This is a genomic window from Vibrio harveyi NBRC 15634 = ATCC 14126 = KCTC 12724 (genome assembly GCF_001591145.1).
Lineage (GTDB): Bacteria > Pseudomonadota > Gammaproteobacteria > Enterobacterales > Vibrionaceae > Vibrio > Vibrio harveyi.
The window spans coordinates 15,475-34,386 of sequence record NZ_BCUF01000052.1 but is presented as its reverse complement, the minus strand read 5'-3'; the positions used below and the strand labels follow the sequence as shown (position 1 = coordinate 34,386).

Sequence of the window (18,912 nt, the reverse complement as noted above, 5' to 3'; positions counted from 1 at the left end):
AATCAATGACAACACTCTGAATCCTGCATCTTGAAGTCACTTGGGTATATGTATCACCCCCTTTTTTATTCTTGAGGAATTGAGCGGACTACTTGAGTTTTTCCAGATCCGCTTCGATCTCGGCGATCTTGCTTGAAACCACCTTTTCTAGATGACGAAGATCAGAAAGTATCTTCTCTTTCACATCCACTTCAGCCACTTTCACAGGCTTGGTTATCTTGTTCAGTTCATCGATCACAAGCGTCAGGTTGCGGTTGATCTCCGTGACCTCTTTGTACTTGTGACTGCCACTGTCGACCAGTACATTTTTAACTTGGCGCGGGTATTTGAACTTAACACTTTTCGCGAAGAACTCGCCTTTCTGTTTGTGAAAGTAGATCTTTAGGACGTCTTTGTGTGCTTCTTGTCGCAGGGAGTAACGTTCAATCTGTTTCGGGTCATGGATGCCCAAACCAGTGAGGTGTGGATACATAGGCTACCTCTATCTAATAACTAGAATTAGTTTCCGTATAACTGTAGCAGCCCATTAATGAGCTAGATAGCTGATATTTAGCCAAATTGCTCAACTTGTGGGCAAGATCGCTATCGTTCTTGCCCACGTTAGTTATTGATGAAAGGAAGGTTTCTCTTAAGCTGAGACTGGCTCAGACAAATTCTCAATCAACTTCTCACGCAGTTCTGCTTGCTGTTCCTCGCTTAGCCTACCACCCGCTTCACTGGTTAGAATGAACAAGTCTTCTGCTCGTTCACCAATGGTGGTAATTTTCGCAGCGTGGAGGTTAATTCCCAAGTCAGCAAATGTACGACCAACTTTGGCCAGAAGCCCCGGAGTATCTAGAGCGACAAACTCCATCAAAGTGCGTTTCTTACTCTTGGTTGGCAGGAAGTCGACTTTGGTTTTTACATTAAAATGCTGAAGTTTATTCGGTGTGCGACGTGTTTTGATCTTGGTTGGGCGACCATCTTCCAATACATGAGTAATGTGCTTAGTAACGGCTCCGTGGCGACCTTCTTCAATCGCTTTGCCATGTTGGTCAAGTACCATAAAAGTATCGAGTACATAGCCATCTTTACTGGTCATGATTTGTGCGTCGTGTACGTTGAAGTTACGACGGTCTAACTCAGCAACAACGGTAGCAAACAACGCGGGCTGGTCAGGGCTGTAAACGAATACTTCGGTACCACCTCGTGTCGCTTTTTTACTGATAAGTACCAGTGGCTTTGCTGGGTCTTCCATACGCAGCAAATTCTCGCAATGCCACGCAATTTGCTTATGGGTGTGACGCAAGAAGTAATCAGCTTTAAAGCGCTGCCACAGCACCTCAATTTCTCGTGCCGAGAAGCCCTCTTTACGTAGTAGGGCAGACGCCATTTGTTGATTATGGCGAATACGTTCACGCACATCGACGGGATTTTCTAAGCCGCGACGCAGTGCACGTTGGGTGGAATAGAACAATTCCGCGAGCAAGGTGCGTTTCCAACTATTCCAAAGCTCTGGGTTAGTTGCGCAGATATCGGCTACCGTTAGACAAACAAGATACTCAAGGTACTCTTCATCACGTACTTGCTTGGCGAATTCTGTGATCACATCTGGATCGTAAATATCACGGCGTTGTGCAGTCACCGACATTAATAGGTGATGCCTTACCAGCCAGCTTACTAATTTCGCCTCTGGTTTAGACAAACCGTGTTCAATACAGAAGTCGTACGCTTCACCTTCGCCTATCACCGAATGGTCACCACCTCTGCCTTTGCCAATATCATGGAAAATCGCGGCTAGGATAAGCAGCTCTTTCTTTTGAATGCGAGGGTAAACCTCACAGCAAATCGGATGCTTACTGTGGTTCTCTGCGTAGCTGAAGGTATTAATGTGTTTGAGCAGGCGAATACTGTGCTCATCTACGGTATACACATGGAATAGGTCGAACTGCATCTGACCGACAATTTGGCTCCATTGTGGAAGGTATGCCGCGAGGACACCAAGCTTGTGCATCAGACTGAACGCTTTATGTAGGGCGTTCGGGTGGCGACACAATGCCATAAACTTTTCACGCGCTTCTGGCATGGTGTGTAAGAATTTATTCAATCGACGACGCGCAGTACGCAACTGACGCAATGTTGGTGGGCTAACCCCTTCGATGCTTGAATCATTGGCAATATGCAGAAACATATCCAGAATCGTCTCTGGGCGAGCTTGGAACAAAGCGGGCTTACGTGCCTCAATTAAGGCGCCACGACGTTGGAAGTCTTCATCAATGATTTCTGCATCTTCTGTTGCACCACCATTGATGATGGCTTGATCGAACAGCTTGAGTAGCATCTTATTGAGCTCTGCCACACGTCGAAGGGTACGGTAGAACTCTTTCATCATCATTTCGACGCCGCGATTACCTTCACCCACATAGCCAAGGTGCTCCGCGACCTGCGCTTGGTGGGCAAAGGTCAAACGGTTGTCGTAACGTCGTAGTTCAATATGCAGCGCAAAACGCACGCGCCACAGGAAATCCTGACATTCAACCAACTCACGGTATTCGGCATCTGTTAAGAATCCGTAGCGGCTCATCTCCAACAATGAAGTCGCGCCGAAGTGACGGCGTGCCACCCAACTTAATGTATGAATGTCACGTAGACCACCTGGTGTGGATTTGATGTCTGGTTCAAGATTGTAGGTCGTGTCATGGTACCGAGCATGGCGTTCGCGCTGTTCTTGAATTTTGGCTCGATAAAAGGTCTCGCTTGGCCAGAAAGAATCAGATAGCACCACTTTCTTCAGCGCTTGGAAGGTGTCTTCACTGCCACAGAGCAAACGAGCTTCTTGTAAATTGGTGGCGACAGTTAAATCTGAACGCCCAATTTCAGCACACTCCTCGACAGTACGAACCGCATGACCTACTTCAAGGCGTAAATCCCACAGTAGCGTAATGAACTCACTGATTTTGGCTTCCAGTGCATTAGGCAGTTTGTTGTTCGACAGAATCAAAATGTCGATGTCGGAAAGGGGGTGCAATTCACCACGACCATAACCACCTACCGCGACCAGAGAAATATTATGGATGTCTTTAAAACCAAAGTGTTGCCACAAACGATTGAGGAGTAAGTCCATGTACTCGGCTCGTGACAAAACAAGGTTGGTCACAGGGTGGTGCTGTAGAAATTCTTCTTTTTGGTATGAACTGAATTTTTCAAGTTCTTGCTTAAGTTCTCCGATATTGATTTGTTCATCGGTAAACGTAAGAGGAGACTGAAGGGGCATATTTGCTATCCGTGCAAGCTAAACTATTAGCAATCTAACAAATTTGAAGCAGATAAAAAATATCCCCGCATGAGCGGGGATAGGGAAAGTGATGGGCGATTAAACGTTTTTCATCATACGCGGAATGGTATCGTCGCTACGAAGTGTAAGCACTTCACAACCGTCTTTAGTTACCACGATAGTGTGTTCCCACTGCGCTGAGTTTTTACCGTCGCCGGTGTAAACTGTCCAATCGTCTTGCGCGTCAACAGTACAGCCAAATTTACCCGCGTTGATCATTGGTTCAATCGTAAAGCACATGCCTTCTTTTAGTACACGGCGGTCTTTGTTCTTGTAGTGAACCACTTGTGGCTCTTCGTGGAACTCATCACCGATGCCGTGACCACAGAAGTCCTTAACAATAGAGAACTTGTTACGTGGGTTGTTCTTGTTGTTTTCTTTAATGTACTTCTCGATTGCAGTACCGATGTCACCAACAGTTGCACCAGGCTTAACTTGACGCATACCGATGTAAAGTGACTCTTGTGCAACCATACATAGACGCTTGTTTGCTGGTGAAACATCACCAACTAGGAACATCTTAGACGTATCACCGTGGTAGCCTTGTGGACGAACGCTTAGGTCTGCGTTTTCATCGTTTGGAACAATCACTGTGATATCAACGTTGATGATGTCACCGTCTTTTAGGACCGCAGGTTTCATTTGACCGTTAGCACCCTTTTCATCTTGGGTTGCCGGTATACCGTGACAAACGATGTGGTTGATCGACGTACAGATTGATTTAGGGAATCCATGGTAATCAAGCGGTGCAGAGTAAGCGCCTCTCTCTAGAGCGTAATCGTGACAGATTTGGTTTAGCTCTTCTGTTGTCACACCTGCTTTGATGTGCGGTTCGATCATTTCTAGAACTTCTGCGGCTAGCTTGCCCGCAATGCGCATGCGTTCGATTTCTTCAGCAGTTTTAATCTTGATTGACATTGGCTTTCTCTACTTATTCGTAAGCACGCAAACGTGCGAATGCGCGCATTCTATCAGATATCGAGTGGCTAACCCAAGCCAGTTAAGAATATGAGTCATTCTTACTTGTAGTTTAGTTATGTAATTAAAGAGAGAGTAGGGGTGACTGTGATAGGTAAATTAGAATGGTAAGAAATAATTTTTACTAGCCATGTTGGGCTAAAATATGGTATAAAGCGCGCCGGAATCGAGGACTGTTCTCTTTACTTTTCGTTAGAGAAGTGGCGAAGCAGGCTTCTTCCGATTAACTTTTTATCTTTAAATCACACACATTCCGTCACATGTTCCGGGGTGCTGAGCAGAAGCTTGGTCGGAATTATGGGGGATGTGGAGGCCTAACCCCATAGAGGATTTTAAAATGGCAACTGTATCAATGCGCGATATGCTGAAAGCTGGTGTTCACTTCGGTCACCAAACTCGTTACTGGAACCCAAAAATGAAGCCATTCATCTTTGGTGCTCGTAACCGCGTTCACATCATCAACCTAGAAAAAACTGTACCAATGTTCAATGAAGCTCTAGCTGAGCTTGCTAAAATTGGCGAGAAAAAAGGTAAAGTTCTTTTCGTAGGTACTAAGCGCGCTGCATCTGAAGCTGTTAAAGAAGCTGCAATCGCAAGCAACCAATACTACGTAAACAACCGTTGGTTGGGCGGCATGCTAACGAACTACAAAACAGTTCGTCAGTCTATCAAGCGTCTAAAAGATTTCGAAGCACAGTCTCAAGACGGTACTTTCGACAAGCTAACTAAGAAAGAAGCTCTAATGCGCACTCGTGAAATGGAGAAGCTAGAGAAATCTCTTGGTGGTATCAAAGATATGGGCGGTCTACCAGACGCTCTATTCGTAATCGACGCTGATCACGAGCACATTGCAATTAAAGAAGCTAACAACCTAGGTATTCCAGTATACGCTGTGGTAGATACTAACTCTAACCCAGACGGCGTTGACTACATCATCCCAGGTAACGACGACGCGATCCGCGCAGTTCAACTATACCTAAACGCTGCTGCATCTGCAGTAACTGAAGGTCGCAACAAAGACGTTGCAGCAGTTGCTGAAAAAGACGGTTTCGTAGAAGCTGAATAATAGCGGCTCTGTGTCACACTTAGTCTATGTGAAACCTTGTTGTAGCATAGACTGAGTTATAGTTAGCAATGGGGGCCGACAATGTAGGCCCCTGTTTTTTACCTTATTTCGAATCAAACGAGGAATAGAGAATGGCAACTGTAACTGCTGCTCTAGTTAAAGAACTTCGCGAGCGCACTGGCGCTGGCATGATGGAATGTAAGAAAGCGCTTGTAGAAGCAAACGCTGACATCGAACTAGCAATTGAAAACATGCGTAAATCAGGCGCAGCGAAAGCAGCTAAAAAAGCTGGTAACGTTGCAGCTGAAGGCGCAATCATCATCAAAGAAGAAAACGGCGTTGCTGTTCTTCTTGAAGTTAACTGCCAAACTGACTTCGTTGCTAAAGACGGTAACTTCACTGCATTCGCAGACAAAGTAGCACTTGACGCTCTAGCGACTAAAGCTACTGCTGAAGAGCTAGTTGCTAAGTTCGAAGAAGAGCGCGTAGCTCTAGTTGCTAAAATCGGCGAAAACATCAACATCCGTCGCGTTGCATACGTAGAAGGTACTGCTATCGCTTCTTACCGTCACGGTGAGAAAATCGGTGTTGTTGTTGCTGGTGAAGGCGACGCAGAAACTCTTAAGCACGTTGCAATGCACGTTGCTGCTTCTAAGCCAGAGTTCGTTAACCCAGAAGACGTTCCAGCTGACGTAGTTGCTAAAGAGAAAGAAGTTCAAGTTGAAATCGCTATGAACGAAGGCAAGCCACAAGAGATCGCTGAGAAGATGGTTATCGGTCGCATGAAGAAATTCACTGGCGAAATCTCTCTAACTGGTCAAGCTTTCATCATGGAACCTAAGAAATCTGTTGGCGAAATGTTAAAAGAGAAAGGTGCATCAGTATCGACTTTCGTTCGTCTAGAAGTAGGTGAAGGTATCGAGAAAGCGGCTGAAATGAGCTTCGCTGAAGAAGTAGCACTAGCTCAAAAAGGTTAATCCTTAGAGATTTGTGCAAAGATTAGACCGTGGCCTTGGCTGCGGTCTTTTTACGAAAAGAGCGGCAAAAAATTAGCCGTGATGAATAGTCATCAGCAAACTTGTGTCTATTCATGACTGTTAATCGACAACTCTCTTTTGGAAGGTAAACTCCATGACTACGAACCCTAAACCAGCATATCAACGTATTCTATTAAAACTGAGTGGTGAAGCTCTTCAAGGCGAAGAAGGTTTCGGTATTGACCCAGCGGTTCTTGATCGTATGGCTCAAGAGGTTAAAGAGCTGGTTGAACTGGGTGTTCAAGTTGGTGTGGTAATCGGTGGTGGTAACCTGTTCCGTGGCGCTGGTCTTGCGGAAGCTGGTATGAACCGCGTAGTAGGCGACCACATGGGTATGCTTGCAACGGTAATGAACGGTTTGGCAATGCGTGACGCACTTCACCGTGCATACGTAAACGCTCGTGTAATGTCTGCAATTCCTCTAAAAGGTGTGTGTGACGACTACAATTGGGCAGACGCTATCCGCGAACTTCGTCAAGGCCGAGTGGTAATCTTCTCTGCAGGTACTGGTAACCCATTCTTCACAACAGATTCAGCGGCGTGTCTACGTGGTATCGAAATTGAAGCTGACGTAGTTCTAAAAGCAACGAAAGTTGATGGCGTATTTACTGCAGACCCAGTAGCAAACCCAGACGCAGAGCTGTATGATAAGCTATCTTACGCAGAAGTTCTGGATAAAGAGCTGAAAGTAATGGACTTGGCAGCGTTCACTCTAGCTCGTGACCACAAAATGCCAATCCGTGTATTTAACATGAACAAGCCAGGCGCACTACGTCGCGTGGTTATGGGTGAAGCTGAAGGCACGCTGATCAACGCTGACGCATAATCCTAAACGCCATCCACGCTAGGTTGGATGGCGTTTCGCTTTGCTCAACCCTTTTAGGCTTTCTTCAGGAAAGATGACATTTTTAAGGTGAAACCGTGATTAACGAAATCAATAAAGACGCGCAAGAGCGCATGGACAAAAGCGTTGAAGCGCTAAAGAACAACCTTTCTAAAGTTCGTACTGGCCGCGCGCACCCAAGCCTACTATCTGGTATCTCTGTAGAGTACTACGGTGCTGCTACTCCTCTTAACCAAGTAGCAAACGTTGTTGCTGAAGACGCTCGTACTCTAGCAATCACAGTTTTCGACAAAGAGCTTACTCAAAAAGTTGAGAAAGCAATCATGATGTCAGATCTTGGTCTAAACCCAATGTCTGCTGGCACAATCATCCGTGTTCCACTTCCACCGCTAACAGAAGAGCGTCGTAAAGACCTAGTTAAGATCGTTCGTGGTGAAGCTGAAGGCGCACGTGTTGCAGTTCGTAACATCCGTCGTGACGCAAACAGCGACCTAAAAGGTCTTCTAAAAGATAAAGAAATCTCTGAAGACGAAGATCGCAAAGCACAAGACGAGATCCAAAAACTGACAGACGTTGCAGTTAAGAAGATCGACGAAGTTCTTGCTGCAAAAGAAAAAGAGTTGATGGAAGTTTAATACTCCCACCCACATCACTGTTGGAAAACGCTGTGCTCACAGTGCAGCGTTTTTTTGTGTTAGTCTATCCAACTGATGGAACTCAATTAACTCCCTATGCAAAATTCTCAAGCCTTCTCTGATTCCCTCCCTAAGCATATTGCCATCATCATGGACGGTAATGGTCGTTGGGCTAAGTCCAAAGGAAAACCTCGCGTATTCGGTCATAAAAAAGGCGTTAGTGCCGTTCGTAAGACCGTTGCAGCCGCTTCTAAACTCGGCATTAAAGCCATGACCTTATTCGCTTTTAGCAGCGAAAACTGGCGTCGACTTGAAGAAGAGGTGGGGCTACTGATGGAGCTGTTCATTTCTGTTTTATCGAGCGAAGTAAAAAAGCTGCATAAAAACAATTTACGCTTGCGCGTTATTGGCGATACCAGCCGTTTTAGCGAGCGATTACAAGGTAAAATTGTCGAAGCAGAAGCACTGACGGCGAACAACACGGGGATGGTGATTAACATTGCTGCTAACTATGGCGGTAAATGGGACATCACAGAGGCGGCAAAAACGTTAGCGCTCAAAGCTCGCAACGGTGAGATCCGTGTAGAGGATATCAACGAGCAGTTAATTTCCCAGCATTTGACTATGTCAGACTTACCTGAAGTGGATCTATTGATTCGTACGAGTGGTGAGTGCCGCATCAGTAACTTTATGCTGTGGCAAATGGCGTATGCAGAAATGTACTTTACTCCCGAGTACTGGCCAGAGTTTGACGAAGACAGCTTAGTAGAGGCTGTGACTTGGTTTATTAACCGAGAGCGTCGTTTTGGTTGTACTGGTGAACAAGTAAAGGCATTAATGGCTGCTCAATAAGGACTAGTTAGTTTGAAACAGAGAATAATAACAGCACTAATTTTAGCTCCCCTGGTTATTTTAGGTATTTTTAAATTACCCCTAATTGGCTTCATTATCGCTTTGACTGCGGTAACGCTATTAGGCTTTTGGGAGTGGACCCAGTTTACAGAAAGCAATTCACGTATTGCTGCGCTTGTTCCGGCAGCCGTTGTAACCGGACTAAGTTTTCTATTCATTTCGCCAGACGCAACCAGCTTAAATCAACTAGCAATGCCACACTACGCAGTATTATCGCTTGGCTTTGCATGGTGGATTATCGCAAGTGGGATGGCAATCACTTACCCTAAAACCACCAATTTATGGCAAGGTAGCAAAGCCCTTCGTCATGTATTCGGTTTTCTAACATTGATCCCTTTTCTTTGGAGTGTGATCATTCTTAGAGCTTCTGATATTTCAGTAGATCCATACCACGGCGCAAAACTTGTGCTGTACGTTTGCTTCTTGGTATGGGCTGCAGACAGCGGCGCTTACTTTGCTGGTAAAAGCATGGGTAAACGCAAAATGGCGCCTCATGTGAGCCCAAATAAGACAATTGAAGGTTTGGTTGGTGGCATCATCGCAGCATTAGTTGTCGGATGGTTATTCGCAGGTTGGTTCGATATCCAATTCACCAGCCCACTTCATATGGTGATGATTACTCTGATTACTGTTGTGATATCTGTTCTTGGTGACTTAGTCGAAAGCATGTTCAAACGTGTTTCAGGTATCAAGGACAGCAGCAACATCATTCCGGGACACGGTGGCATTCTTGACCGTATCGACAGCCTAACTGCTGCATTCCCAGTATTTGCTCTTCTTTACTACGTATTCTAATTTATCGGGAGCGGCATCGTCGCTCCTGAATTTTTCTAACGGTCTTACATCATGCAAAAGTTAACGATTCTTGGTGCAACAGGCTCAATTGGTGCAAGTACACTAAAAGTGGTTGAACAAAACCCTGAGCTGTTTTCTATCGTCGCATTAGCGGCAAGCACGAACGTTGAAAAGATGGTCGCACTTTGTCGTAAATGGCAACCTAAGTACGCGGTAATGGCGGATAAAGCGGCGGCTGTGGCTCTACAAAGTGAGCTAGCTTCAGTTTCTCCAAGCACAGAAGTGTTAGGTGGTATTGATGCGCTTTGCCATGTGTCTGCGTTAGAGGAAGTGGATAGCGTAATGGCAGCAATCGTCGGTGCCGCAGGCCTGTTGCCAACGATGGCAGCGGTAAAAGCGGGCAAGCGAGTGCTGTTAGCGAACAAAGAAGCGCTAGTGATGTCAGGTCAACTGTTTATTGATGCGGTTGCAGAACATGGTGCAGAGCTGCTTCCCGTCGACAGTGAACACAACGCTATCTTCCAATGTCTTCCACAACAAGTTCAAACCAACTTGGGGCGTTGCAATCTTGAAGAGCATGGTATTTCTTCGATTCTTCTTACCGGATCAGGCGGTCCATTCCGCTATACCGATATTGCAGAGTTAGAAAACGTAACCCCAGCGCAAGCTATTGCTCATCCGAACTGGTCAATGGGACCAAAAATCTCGGTTGATTCTGCAACCATGATGAACAAAGGCCTAGAATACATTGAAGCGAAATGGTTATTTAATGCCGCTCGTGAGCAGTTAAAAGTGATCATTCACCCTCAGTCGGTTATTCATTCTATGGTGCAATATCGTGATGGCTCTGTGTTAGCGCAAATGGGGGAGCCTGACATGGCAACACCAATCGCATTGACAATGTCTTACCCATCGCGTGTGGATGCTGGGGTGAAACCACTCGATTTTACTCAAGTTGGAGAATTAACTTTCCTTCAACCTGATTTTGCTCGTTACCCTTGTTTAAAGCTAGCAATTGATGCTTGTTACGAAGGGCAACATGCAACAACGGCATTGAATGCAGCGAACGAAGTTGCTGTTGATGCCTTCTTAAATAACCGCCTTGGTTTCACAGATATCGCTCGCATCAATGAATCAGTTTTGAACAAAATCACTGCAAGCCATACAACTGAGAATGTGAATAGCTTGGAAAGCTTGATAGAGCTAGATAGAATGTCACGAACTATCGCCTTAGACTTTTTACGCGAGCGTAGCTAATGACTGGTATCTTGTGGAATTTGGTTTCTTTTATCGTTGCATTGGGCATTTTAGTTGCCGTGCACGAGTATGGTCACTTTTGGGTCGCGCGTCGTTGTGGTGTAAAAGTTGAAAAGTTTTCCATCGGTTTTGGCAAGTCTATCTGGAGCAAGGTAGGCAAAGATGGAACAGAATACAGCATCTCTATGATCCCTCTGGGTGGCTACGTCAAAATGGTGGATAGCCGTGTTGATGAAGTCCCAGAGCATGAAAAGCACTTAGCTTTCGACCAAAAGCCTTTGTGGAAACGCACGTCCATCGTGGCGGCAGGTCCTATTTTTAACTTCCTTTTTGCCATTGTGGCTTACTGGCTGGTTTTCCTGATCGGTGTTCCAGCGGTTAAACCCGTAATTGGTGAAGTTACGCCCAATTCAATCATTGCAGAAGCAGGAATTGAATCAGGGATGGAACTAAAATCTATCTCAGGCATCAAAACTCCGGACTGGGAATCAGTCAACATGGGATTAGTTTCTCATATTGGTGATGATTCGATGACAGTGACACTCTCTTCTGCAAACGAAGTGGGTTCAGAAGTCACGAAGACTCTTGATATCCGTGATTGGAAGTTTGATCCAGAAACACAATCAGCGATGCAATCGTTGGGCTTCAAGCCATATACTCCAGAGATTTTTACGGAGTTAGCGCAAGTAAGCGAAGGTGGTGCTGCAGAGAAAGCAGGTCTACTAGCTGGCGATAAGATCATTGCGATTAATGGAAATAAGATTTCTAAATGGGATGAAGTGGTAGAAGCCATTCGTTCTAACCCAGATACGCCAATGGAACTGACGGTGTTGCGTCAAGGTGAGGAGCAATCATTCACACTGACACCGGGTAGTCGTGAGCTAGCTAACAAACAAGTCGTTGGCTTTGCGGGTATCGCACCTGAAGTCGCAGAATGGCCAGAAAGTTATCGCTTCGAATTACAGTTTGGTGTATTCGAGTCTATTGGCAAAGCGATTGATAAAACTGGTCAAGTTATTGGACTTACAATCAGTATGCTTAAGAAACTGATTGTAGGTGATGTTGGTCTGAACAATTTGAGTGGACCAATCTCGATTGCCAAAGGAGCAGGGGCGACAGCAGACTACGGTCTGGTTTACTTTTTAGGTTTTCTGGCACTAATTAGTGTTAACCTAGGTATTATTAACCTCGTTCCTTTACCAATGTTGGATGGTGGTCATCTGCTATTTTTCGCAATTGAAGCGGTCATCCGACGCCCAGTTCCTGAGAAAGTACAGGAAATGGGGTATCGAATTGGTGGTGCGATTATCTTCTCGCTCATGGCGTTAGCGCTATTTAATGATTTTACTCGTCTGTGATAGTTCAGAGACAAAAGTAGTAGCAAGGAATAATTAGAACAAGTATGGCGATTAAGCGAATTCTGTTTGCAAGTTTACTGGCGACCAGTGTATCTGCAAATGGAGCAGAGAACTTTGTAGTTAAAGATATTGAAATCGATGGATTGCAGCGCGTCGCACTAGGTGCCGCGTTGCTGAAAATGCCTGTACGTGTCGGTGACACCGTTGACCAAGGCGATGTTGCAGAGATCATTCGTGCATTGTACGCATCGGGTAACTTCGAAGATGTAAAAGTACTGCGTGATGGTGATGTTCTGGTTGTTCAAGTGAAAGAACGTCCAACTATTGCGAGCATCTCATTCTCGGGTAACAAAGCAATCAAGGACGAGCAGCTACAAGAAAACCTGAATGCTTCTGGTGTTCGTGAAGGTGAAGCGCTTGACCGTACAACGCTAAGCAACATCGAAAAAGGTTTGGAAGACTTTTACTACAGTGTTGGTAAATACAACGCAACGGTAAAAGCGGTTGTTACTCCATTGCCTCGTAACCGTTCTGACTTGAAATTCGTCTTCACCGAAGGTGTTTCGGCGAAAATTCAACAAATCAACTTTATCGGCAATGAAGTCTTTTCTGACGAAGAACTTCTTTCTCGTTTCAACCTAAATGTTGATGTGCCATGGTGGAACTTCCTAGCGGACGAAAAATACCAAAAGCAAGTGCTTGCTGGTGATATCGAAGCTCTGAAGTCTTACTACCTAGACCGTGGTTACCTGAAATTTAACGTTGATTCGACACAAGTGGCGATTTCTCCTGACAAAAAAGGCGTATACATTACACTTGGTCTTGAAGAAGGCGACGTTTACACCGTTAAGGACGTAAAATTCCGTGGCAACCTGATTGGTGAAGAGGCGGAATTCGAAAAGCTTGTGCCATTTGAAGATAACGAGACATACAATGGTTCTCGTGTGACTTCGATGGAAGAAGGCATTAAGCGCGTACTAGGTGAATCTGGTTACGCTTACCCACAAGTCAATACCATCCCTGAGTTTGATGACGAGAACAAGCAAGTTTCTTTGATTGTGAACGTTGACCCAGGCAACCGTATTTATGTACGAGATATTCGCTTTACGGGTAACAACTCGACGAAAGATGAAGTATTGCGTCGTGAAATGCGTCAGATGGAAGGTAGCTGGCTAAACTCGAAATCTATCGAAACGGGTAAAACGCGTCTAAACCGTCTTGGCTATTTCGAAAATGTAGAGGTTCAAACGGTCCGTGTACCTGGCAGCGATGACCAAGTTGATCTTGTTTATACCGTAAAAGAGGCTAACTCAGGCAGCGTAAACTTCGGTGTAGGTTACGGTACTGAATCAGGCGTGAGCTTCCAAGTTGGTCTACAACAAGACAACTTTATTGGTAGTGGTAACCGCGTTGGTATTAACGCGATGATGAACGACTACCAGAAAAACGTGAGCTTGGACTACCGTGACCCATACTGGAACCTAGATGGTGTAAGTTTGGGTGGTAAGATCTTCTACGATGAGTTCGAAGCATCTGAAGCGGGTATCGTTGACTATACCAACCAAAGCTATGGTGCAAGTTTGACATGGGGCTTCCCATTTGACGAACTGAACCGCTTTGAGTTCGGTGTTGGTTACACCCACAACAAGATCGGTAACTTGTCACCTTACCTACAGGTAGAACAGTTCCTACAAGCGCAAGCTGACAACATTGATTCTAGCGGCGCATTGAATACTAATGACTTTGACTTCAACATCTCGTGGACACGTAACAACCTGAACCGCGGTTACTTCCCGACAGCAGGTAACCACCAACGTGCATTCTACAAGATGACCGTACCTGGCTCTGACGTTCAATACTTCAAGATGCAGTATGATGTTCGTCAATACGTGCCATTAACCAAGAAGCATGAGTTCACGCTCTTGTTCCGTGGTCGTCTAGGTTATGGTAACGGTTATGGTCAAACGGATGGCAACGATAACTTGTTCCCATTCTACGAAAACTACTACGCAGGTGGTTTTACAACACTACGTGGTTTCGGCTCTAACTCAGTAGGTCCGAAAGCGGTTTACCGTGATTACTCAGGCTCAAACAACGGTGCTGACACCGCAACAGATGATTCTGTTGGTGGTAACGCGGTAGCGCTTGCAAGTATCGAGTTGATCGTACCAACCCCATTTGCTTCGGATGAAGTTCGTAACCAAATTCGTACCAGTATCTTCTTTGATATGGCAAGTGTTTGGGATACGGAATTCGATTACCGCAGTTCTGGTGCTGAATACGGCGACCGTTACTACTACGATTACTCAGATCCAACCAACTACCGTTCATCTTATGGTGCGGCGTTGCAATGGATGTCTCCAATGGGACCACTAGTATTCTCACTAGCGAAACCAATTAAGAAATTTGATGGCGACGATGAAGAGTTCTTCACGTTCACTATCGGTAGAACCTTCTAAAGAGGAAAATATTTTGAATAAAATGATCAAAGCGGCAGGCATTGGCCTTCTTGTACTTAGCTCTTCAATGTTTGCAAACGCGGCAGAAGCTGCTCAGAAAATTGGCTACATCAACACTGCTCAAGTTTTCCAAGCACTTCCTCAACGTGAAGTGGTTCTACAAAAAATGCAGAAAGACTTTAAGAGCAAAGCTGATGAGCTGAAATCAATCCAAGCGCAAGCTAAGACAAAGATTGAAAAACTGCAGCGTGACGGCGAGCTTCTAGGTCAAGAAGAGATCGAAAAACTGCGTATTGATATCGCTAAACTAGACAGCGAATACAAAGTGAAAGCACAAGCGCTTGAGAAAGCAAGTGCACGTCGCGAAGCTGAAGAGAAAGCAAAACTATTCAAAACTATCCAAGACGCAGTGAAGAAAGTAGCAGAGAAAAAAGGTTACGACCTAGTTATCGATATCTCTTCGCTTCAGTACGGTAAGCCAGAATACAACATCTCTGAAGACGTAATTAAAGCTCTAAAATAAGAAGTTATGAAGAAATTGACATTAGCCGAGTTGGCAACAATTACCGGGGGTGAGCTATTTGGTGACGAGTCTCTCGTTGTAAACCGCGTAGCTCCAATGGATAAAGCACAAGAAGGCGATGTGACCTTCTTGTCTAACCCAAAATACGCGAAACACCTATCTGAGTGCCAAGCAACTGTGGTAATGGTGAAACCAGAACACAAAGACCAGTGCGCGGGTAACGCTCTGGTTGTTGCTGACCCTTACATTGCTTTCGCTCGTGTTGTTCAAGCGATGGACACCACGCCAAAGCCCGCTGATGAGATTGCACCAAGTGCAGTGATCGCAGCAGATGTAAAGATGGGTACGAACGTGACAATCGGTGCTAACGCAGTGATTGAAACGGGTGTAGAACTAGGCGACAACGTAAGTGTTGGCGCTGGTTGCTTTATCGGTAAAAACGCAAAGCTAGGTAACAATACTAAGCTTTGGGCTAATGTGACGATTTATCATGAAGTATCGTTGGGTGATGACTGTCTAGTTCAATCAGGTACAGTCATTGGCTCTGATGGTTTCGGTTATGCAAATGACAAAGGCGAATGGATCAAGATCCCTCAGCTGGGTTCTGTGCGTATCGGTAACCGTGTCGAGATCGGTGCATGTACCACTATTGACCGTGGTGCGCTAGAAGACACCATCATCGAAGACAACGTAGTTCTTGATAACCAACTTCAAATCGCTCATAACGTGCAGATCGGATATGGTACCGTGATGCCAGGTGGTACTATTGTGGCGGGCAGTACGAAAATTGGTAAGTACTGTCAGATCGGCGGCGCGTCGGTTCTTAATGGTCACATCACGATTGCAGATGGCGTAGCTATCACCGGTATGGGCATGGTGATGCGCAGTATCGAAGAGAAAGGTCTGTACTCATCAGGCATTCCGCTGCAAACCAACCGAGAGTGGCGTAAAACGGCGACTCGAGTTCACCGTATTGACGAGATGAACAAACGCCTGAAAGCTGTTGAAAAGCAGCTGGAACAGAAAGAAGAATCTTAGTTCCACATTCTGAACAAAGACTCGCGAAATGCGGGTCTTTTTCTTCTATAATGACGCGCTATAAGTAGATTTATCACCAAGCTGGTATACACTTTGCAGGCAATTCCTGAATAAGTGGCATTTGCCGCTGCCTTGCCATCTTGGTTGTTGAGAATTGATATAGGAAGACGACTTTGACTACTGAAAAGAAAACGATGAACATCTCTGAAATTCAAGAGCTACTACCTCATCGCTACCCATTCTTATTGATCGACCGTGTGATTGACTTCCAAGAAGAGAAGTACCTTCACGCAATTAAAAACGTGTCGGTTAACGAACCTCAGTTTACAGGTCACTTTCCACAGCTACCAGTATTCCCAGGCGTATTGATCTTGGAAGCGATGGCTCAGGCGACAGGCCTACTTGCATTTAAATCATTTGGTGCACCAACGGAAAACGAACTGTACTACTTCGCAAGTGTAGACGGTGCTAAGTTCCGTAAGCCAGTAGTACCAGGCGATCAAATGATTATTGAAGTAGAATTTCTGAAAGAGCGCCGTGGCATTGCTGCATTTAGCGGTGTAGCAAAAGTTGACGGCGAAGTGGTATGTTCAGCTGAGCTGAAGTGTGCTCGTCGAGAGTTTTAATATGATTCATGAAACCGCTAAAATCCACCCAGCAGCGGTGGTAGAAGAAGGCGCGAAAATTGGCGCTAACGTGACCGTTGGTCCTTTCACTTACATCACCTCTACGGTGGAGATTGGTGAAGGCACTGAAGTGATGTCTCACGTAGTGATCAAAGGCCACACCAAAATTGGTAAAGATAACCGCATTTTCCCACATGCTGTGATTGGTGAAGAGAACCAAGACAAGAAGTACGGTGGCGAAGATACAACAGTGGTTATTGGTGACCGCAACGTGATTCGTGAAGCGGTTCAAATTCACCGTGGTACGGTTCAAGATAAAGCAACAACAGTGATTGGTGATGATAACCTGCTGTGTGTTAACGCTCACATCGCACACGATGTTATCGTAGGTAACCACACTCACATTGGCAACAACGCGATCCTTGGTGGTCACGTAACGGTTGATGATCATGCTGGTGTTATGGCACTTTCTGCGATTCATCCGTTCTGTACTGTTGGTGCTTATGCTTACGTTGGCGGCTGTTCTGCCGTTGTTCAAGACGTACCAGCTTACGTACTCGCGCAAGGTAACCATGCGACGCCATTTGGTTTGAACTTGGTTGGTTTGAAGCGTAATGGTTTTGAAAAACCAGAGATTCGTGCACTACAGAAAGCGTATAAAGAAATCTACCGTTCAGGTAAGACTCTGGAAGAAGTAAAACCAATCCTAGCTGAAATGGCACAAGAGTGGCCAGCAGTGAAACGTTTCTCAGACATTCTGGAAACGACGGAACGTGGCATCATTCGTTAATCAACGAGTGAGCGGTTAAATAGAAAAGATCGCGCCCAAGCAGGGCTGCGGTCTTTTTGTGTTTTATGGATAACGGTTTGTGTGAGAGAAAGTGCAAACCGTTATCCATAGCGCACAGGAAAAATAGCGAAGTAGATATGGAAAGACCATTACGTATCGGCATCATTGCCGGAGAACTGTCTGGCGACACGCTAGGTGAAGGCTTTATCAAAGCGGTGAAACAACAATACCCTGACGCGGAGTTCGTTGGTATTGGCGGTCCAAAGATGATCGCTCAAGGTTGTGAGTCTCTCTTCGATATGGAAGAGCTTGCTGTAATGGGCTTAGTAGAAGTTCTAGGACGCTTACCAAGACTGCTAAAAGTCAAAGCTGAGCTTGTTAAGTACTTTACTGATAACCCGCCAGATGTCTTTATTGGTATCGATGCACCAGATTTTAACTTGCGTGTTGAACTGGATTTGAAAAATGCAGGGATAAAAACCGTGCATTACGTGAGCCCTTCAGTTTGGGCTTGGCGTCAGAAGCGTATTTTCAAAATTGAAGCAGCAACCAATCTAGTGCTGGCATTCCTTCCGTTTGAAAAAGCGTTCTACGACAAATTCAATGTACCTTGTGAATTCATTGGTCATACTCTTGCAGATGCGATTCCACTGCAATCAGACAAAGCGCCTGCTCGCGAGCTATTGGGTCTAGAACAAGATAAGCAATGGCTAGCGGTGCTTCCGGGGAGTCGTGGTAGTGAGCTGAAAATGCTCTCTCAACCCTTCATTGAAACGTGTAAAAAACTCCATCAGAAATTCCCAGATCTTGGTTTTGTCGTTGCGTTAGTAAATCAAAAACGTCGTGAGCAATTCGAACAAGCGTGGAAAGAATACGCTCCAGAATTGGACTTTAAGTTGGTGGATGATACAGCGCGTAACGTAATTACGGCTTCAGACGCGGTGATGTTGGCTTCCGGTACCGTGGCCTTAGAATGCATGTTACTTAAGCGTCCGATGGTGGTGGGTTACCGTGTGAACGCTATGACGGCATTTCTTGCTAAACGATTGCTGAAGACTAAATACGTATCGCTACCGAATATTTTGGCTGATACCGAATTGGTCAAAGAATATCTGCAAGAGGATTGCACACCGGATAATTTATTCAACGAAGTGTCTCGCTTGCTAGAAAGTGACAACCAAGAAATGTTGGATAAGTTCACCGAAATGCACCACTGGATCCGTAAAGATGCGGACCAACAAGCCGCAAATGCGGTTCTAAAACTGATTGAAAAATAGAGAT

The 18,912-nt window shown here is 45.4% G+C and carries 17 protein-coding genes; 14 read left to right on the top strand and 3 right to left on the bottom strand.

The window, feature by feature from the left end; genetic code table 11:
• Positions 1-88: 88 nt before the first annotated feature.
• From VHA02S_RS21035 to map, 3 genes are all read right to left on the bottom strand, one after another.
• Positions 89-472 (bottom strand): DUF3461 family protein, encoded by a 384-nt coding sequence (locus VHA02S_RS21035; RefSeq protein WP_005436760.1) that lies wholly within the window; start codon positions 470-472, stop codon positions 89-91.
• Between the two features lie 156 nt (positions 473-628).
• Positions 629-3,253: a bifunctional uridylyltransferase/uridylyl-removing protein GlnD gene (gene glnD, locus VHA02S_RS21030; protein ID WP_038899072.1), complete on the bottom strand. Its 2,625-nt coding sequence runs from the start codon at positions 3,251-3,253 to the stop codon at positions 629-631.
• A 99-nt stretch (positions 3,254-3,352) separates the two neighbouring features.
• Positions 3,353-4,231, bottom strand: a complete 879-nt coding sequence (gene map, locus VHA02S_RS21025) for a type I methionyl aminopeptidase (RefSeq protein WP_038899073.1) — start codon at positions 4,229-4,231, stop codon at positions 3,353-3,355.
• Between the two features lie 397 nt (positions 4,232-4,628).
• On the opposite strand from map, the gene rpsB reads away from it, so the two are divergent.
• The 14 genes from rpsB (at position 4,629) to lpxB (ending at position 18,908) form a co-directional block, all read left to right on the top strand.
• Entirely contained in the window at positions 4,629-5,357 is a 729-nt protein-coding gene (rpsB, locus tag VHA02S_RS21020; RefSeq protein WP_005446181.1) for a 30S ribosomal protein S2, read from the top strand.
• A gap of 131 nt (positions 5,358-5,488) precedes the next feature.
• A complete protein-coding gene (gene tsf / locus VHA02S_RS21015; RefSeq protein WP_005446179.1) occupies positions 5,489-6,334 on the top strand; it encodes a translation elongation factor Ts in 846 nt (281 codons plus the stop codon).
• Positions 6,335-6,488: 154 nt separating this feature from the next.
• Positions 6,489-7,220 (top strand): UMP kinase, encoded by a 732-nt coding sequence (pyrH, locus tag VHA02S_RS21010; RefSeq protein WP_005446177.1) that lies wholly within the window; start codon positions 6,489-6,491, stop codon positions 7,218-7,220.
• A gap of 95 nt (positions 7,221-7,315) precedes the next feature.
• Positions 7,316-7,873 (top strand): ribosome recycling factor, encoded by a 558-nt coding sequence (gene frr, locus VHA02S_RS21005; protein WP_005446175.1) that lies wholly within the window; start codon positions 7,316-7,318, stop codon positions 7,871-7,873.
• Positions 7,874-7,969: 96 nt separating this feature from the next.
• Positions 7,970-8,725, top strand: coding sequence for an undecaprenyl pyrophosphate synthase (gene uppS, locus VHA02S_RS21000; protein WP_038899074.1), 756 nt, complete (start codon positions 7,970-7,972; stop codon positions 8,723-8,725).
• A gap of 12 nt (positions 8,726-8,737) precedes the next feature.
• Complete coding sequence (locus tag VHA02S_RS20995) at positions 8,738-9,580, top strand: phosphatidate cytidylyltransferase (protein ID WP_038899075.1); 843 nt, start codon at positions 8,738-8,740, stop codon at positions 9,578-9,580.
• Positions 9,581-9,631: 51 nt separating this feature from the next.
• On the top strand, positions 9,632-10,837 hold the full coding sequence (gene ispC / locus VHA02S_RS20990; protein WP_029789627.1) for a 1-deoxy-D-xylulose-5-phosphate reductoisomerase: 1,206 nt from the start codon (positions 9,632-9,634) through the stop codon (positions 10,835-10,837).
• Positions 10,837-12,195, top strand: a complete 1,359-nt coding sequence (gene rseP, locus VHA02S_RS20985) for a sigma E protease regulator RseP (RefSeq protein WP_009698640.1) — start codon at positions 10,837-10,839, stop codon at positions 12,193-12,195. Before ispC ends, rseP begins: the two co-directional genes overlap by 1 nt.
• 44 nt (positions 12,196-12,239) lie before the next feature.
• Positions 12,240-14,654, top strand: a complete 2,415-nt coding sequence (gene bamA, locus VHA02S_RS20980; protein ID WP_005446169.1) for an outer membrane protein assembly factor BamA — start codon at positions 12,240-12,242, stop codon at positions 14,652-14,654.
• 13 nt (positions 14,655-14,667) lie between these two features.
• Entirely contained in the window at positions 14,668-15,177 is a 510-nt protein-coding gene (locus VHA02S_RS20975; RefSeq protein ID WP_005446168.1) for an OmpH family outer membrane protein, read from the top strand.
• 6 nt (positions 15,178-15,183) lie between these two features.
• Entirely contained in the window at positions 15,184-16,215 is a 1,032-nt protein-coding gene (gene lpxD, locus VHA02S_RS20970) for a UDP-3-O-(3-hydroxymyristoyl)glucosamine N-acyltransferase (RefSeq protein WP_005446166.1), read from the top strand.
• A 173-nt stretch (positions 16,216-16,388) separates the two neighbouring features.
• Complete coding sequence (gene fabZ, locus VHA02S_RS20965) at positions 16,389-16,841, top strand: 3-hydroxyacyl-ACP dehydratase FabZ (RefSeq protein ID WP_005430234.1); 453 nt, start codon at positions 16,389-16,391, stop codon at positions 16,839-16,841.
• A 1-nt stretch (position 16,842) separates the two neighbouring features.
• Positions 16,843-17,631 (top strand): acyl-ACP--UDP-N-acetylglucosamine O-acyltransferase, encoded by a 789-nt coding sequence (lpxA, locus tag VHA02S_RS20960; RefSeq protein ID WP_005446164.1) that lies wholly within the window; start codon positions 16,843-16,845, stop codon positions 17,629-17,631.
• Between the two features lie 137 nt (positions 17,632-17,768).
• On the top strand, positions 17,769-18,908 hold the full coding sequence (gene lpxB / locus VHA02S_RS20955) for a lipid-A-disaccharide synthase (RefSeq protein WP_009698636.1): 1,140 nt from the start codon (positions 17,769-17,771) through the stop codon (positions 18,906-18,908).
• The last annotated feature ends 4 nt before the right edge of the window (positions 18,909-18,912 follow it).

What these genes read in the sequence shown, in the direction of transcription:
- VHA02S_RS21035 (WP_005436760.1), bottom strand. Translation starts at nt 472, where the DNA reads ATGTATCCACACCTCACTGGTTTGGGCATCCATGACCCGAAACAGATT.
- glnD (WP_038899072.1), bottom strand. Translation starts at nt 3,253, where the DNA reads ATGCCCCTTCAGTCTCCTCTTACGTTTACCGATGAACAAATCAATATC.
- map (WP_038899073.1), bottom strand. Translation starts at nt 4,231, where the DNA reads ATGTCAATCAAGATTAAAACTGCTGAAGAAATCGAACGCATGCGCATT.
- rpsB (WP_005446181.1), top strand. Translation starts at nt 4,629, where the DNA reads ATGGCAACTGTATCAATGCGCGATATGCTGAAAGCTGGTGTTCACTTC.
- tsf (WP_005446179.1), top strand. Translation starts at nt 5,489, where the DNA reads ATGGCAACTGTAACTGCTGCTCTAGTTAAAGAACTTCGCGAGCGCACT.
- pyrH (WP_005446177.1), top strand. Translation starts at nt 6,489, where the DNA reads ATGACTACGAACCCTAAACCAGCATATCAACGTATTCTATTAAAACTG.
- uppS (WP_038899074.1), top strand. Translation starts at nt 7,970, where the DNA reads ATGCAAAATTCTCAAGCCTTCTCTGATTCCCTCCCTAAGCATATTGCC.
- ispC (WP_029789627.1), top strand. Translation starts at nt 9,632, where the DNA reads ATGCAAAAGTTAACGATTCTTGGTGCAACAGGCTCAATTGGTGCAAGT.
- rseP (WP_009698640.1), top strand. Translation starts at nt 10,837, where the DNA reads ATGACTGGTATCTTGTGGAATTTGGTTTCTTTTATCGTTGCATTGGGC.
- bamA (WP_005446169.1), top strand. Translation starts at nt 12,240, where the DNA reads ATGGCGATTAAGCGAATTCTGTTTGCAAGTTTACTGGCGACCAGTGTA.
- lpxD (WP_005446166.1), top strand. Translation starts at nt 15,184, where the DNA reads ATGAAGAAATTGACATTAGCCGAGTTGGCAACAATTACCGGGGGTGAG.
- lpxA (WP_005446164.1), top strand. Translation starts at nt 16,843, where the DNA reads ATGATTCATGAAACCGCTAAAATCCACCCAGCAGCGGTGGTAGAAGAA.
- lpxB (WP_009698636.1), top strand. Translation starts at nt 17,769, where the DNA reads ATGGAAAGACCATTACGTATCGGCATCATTGCCGGAGAACTGTCTGGC.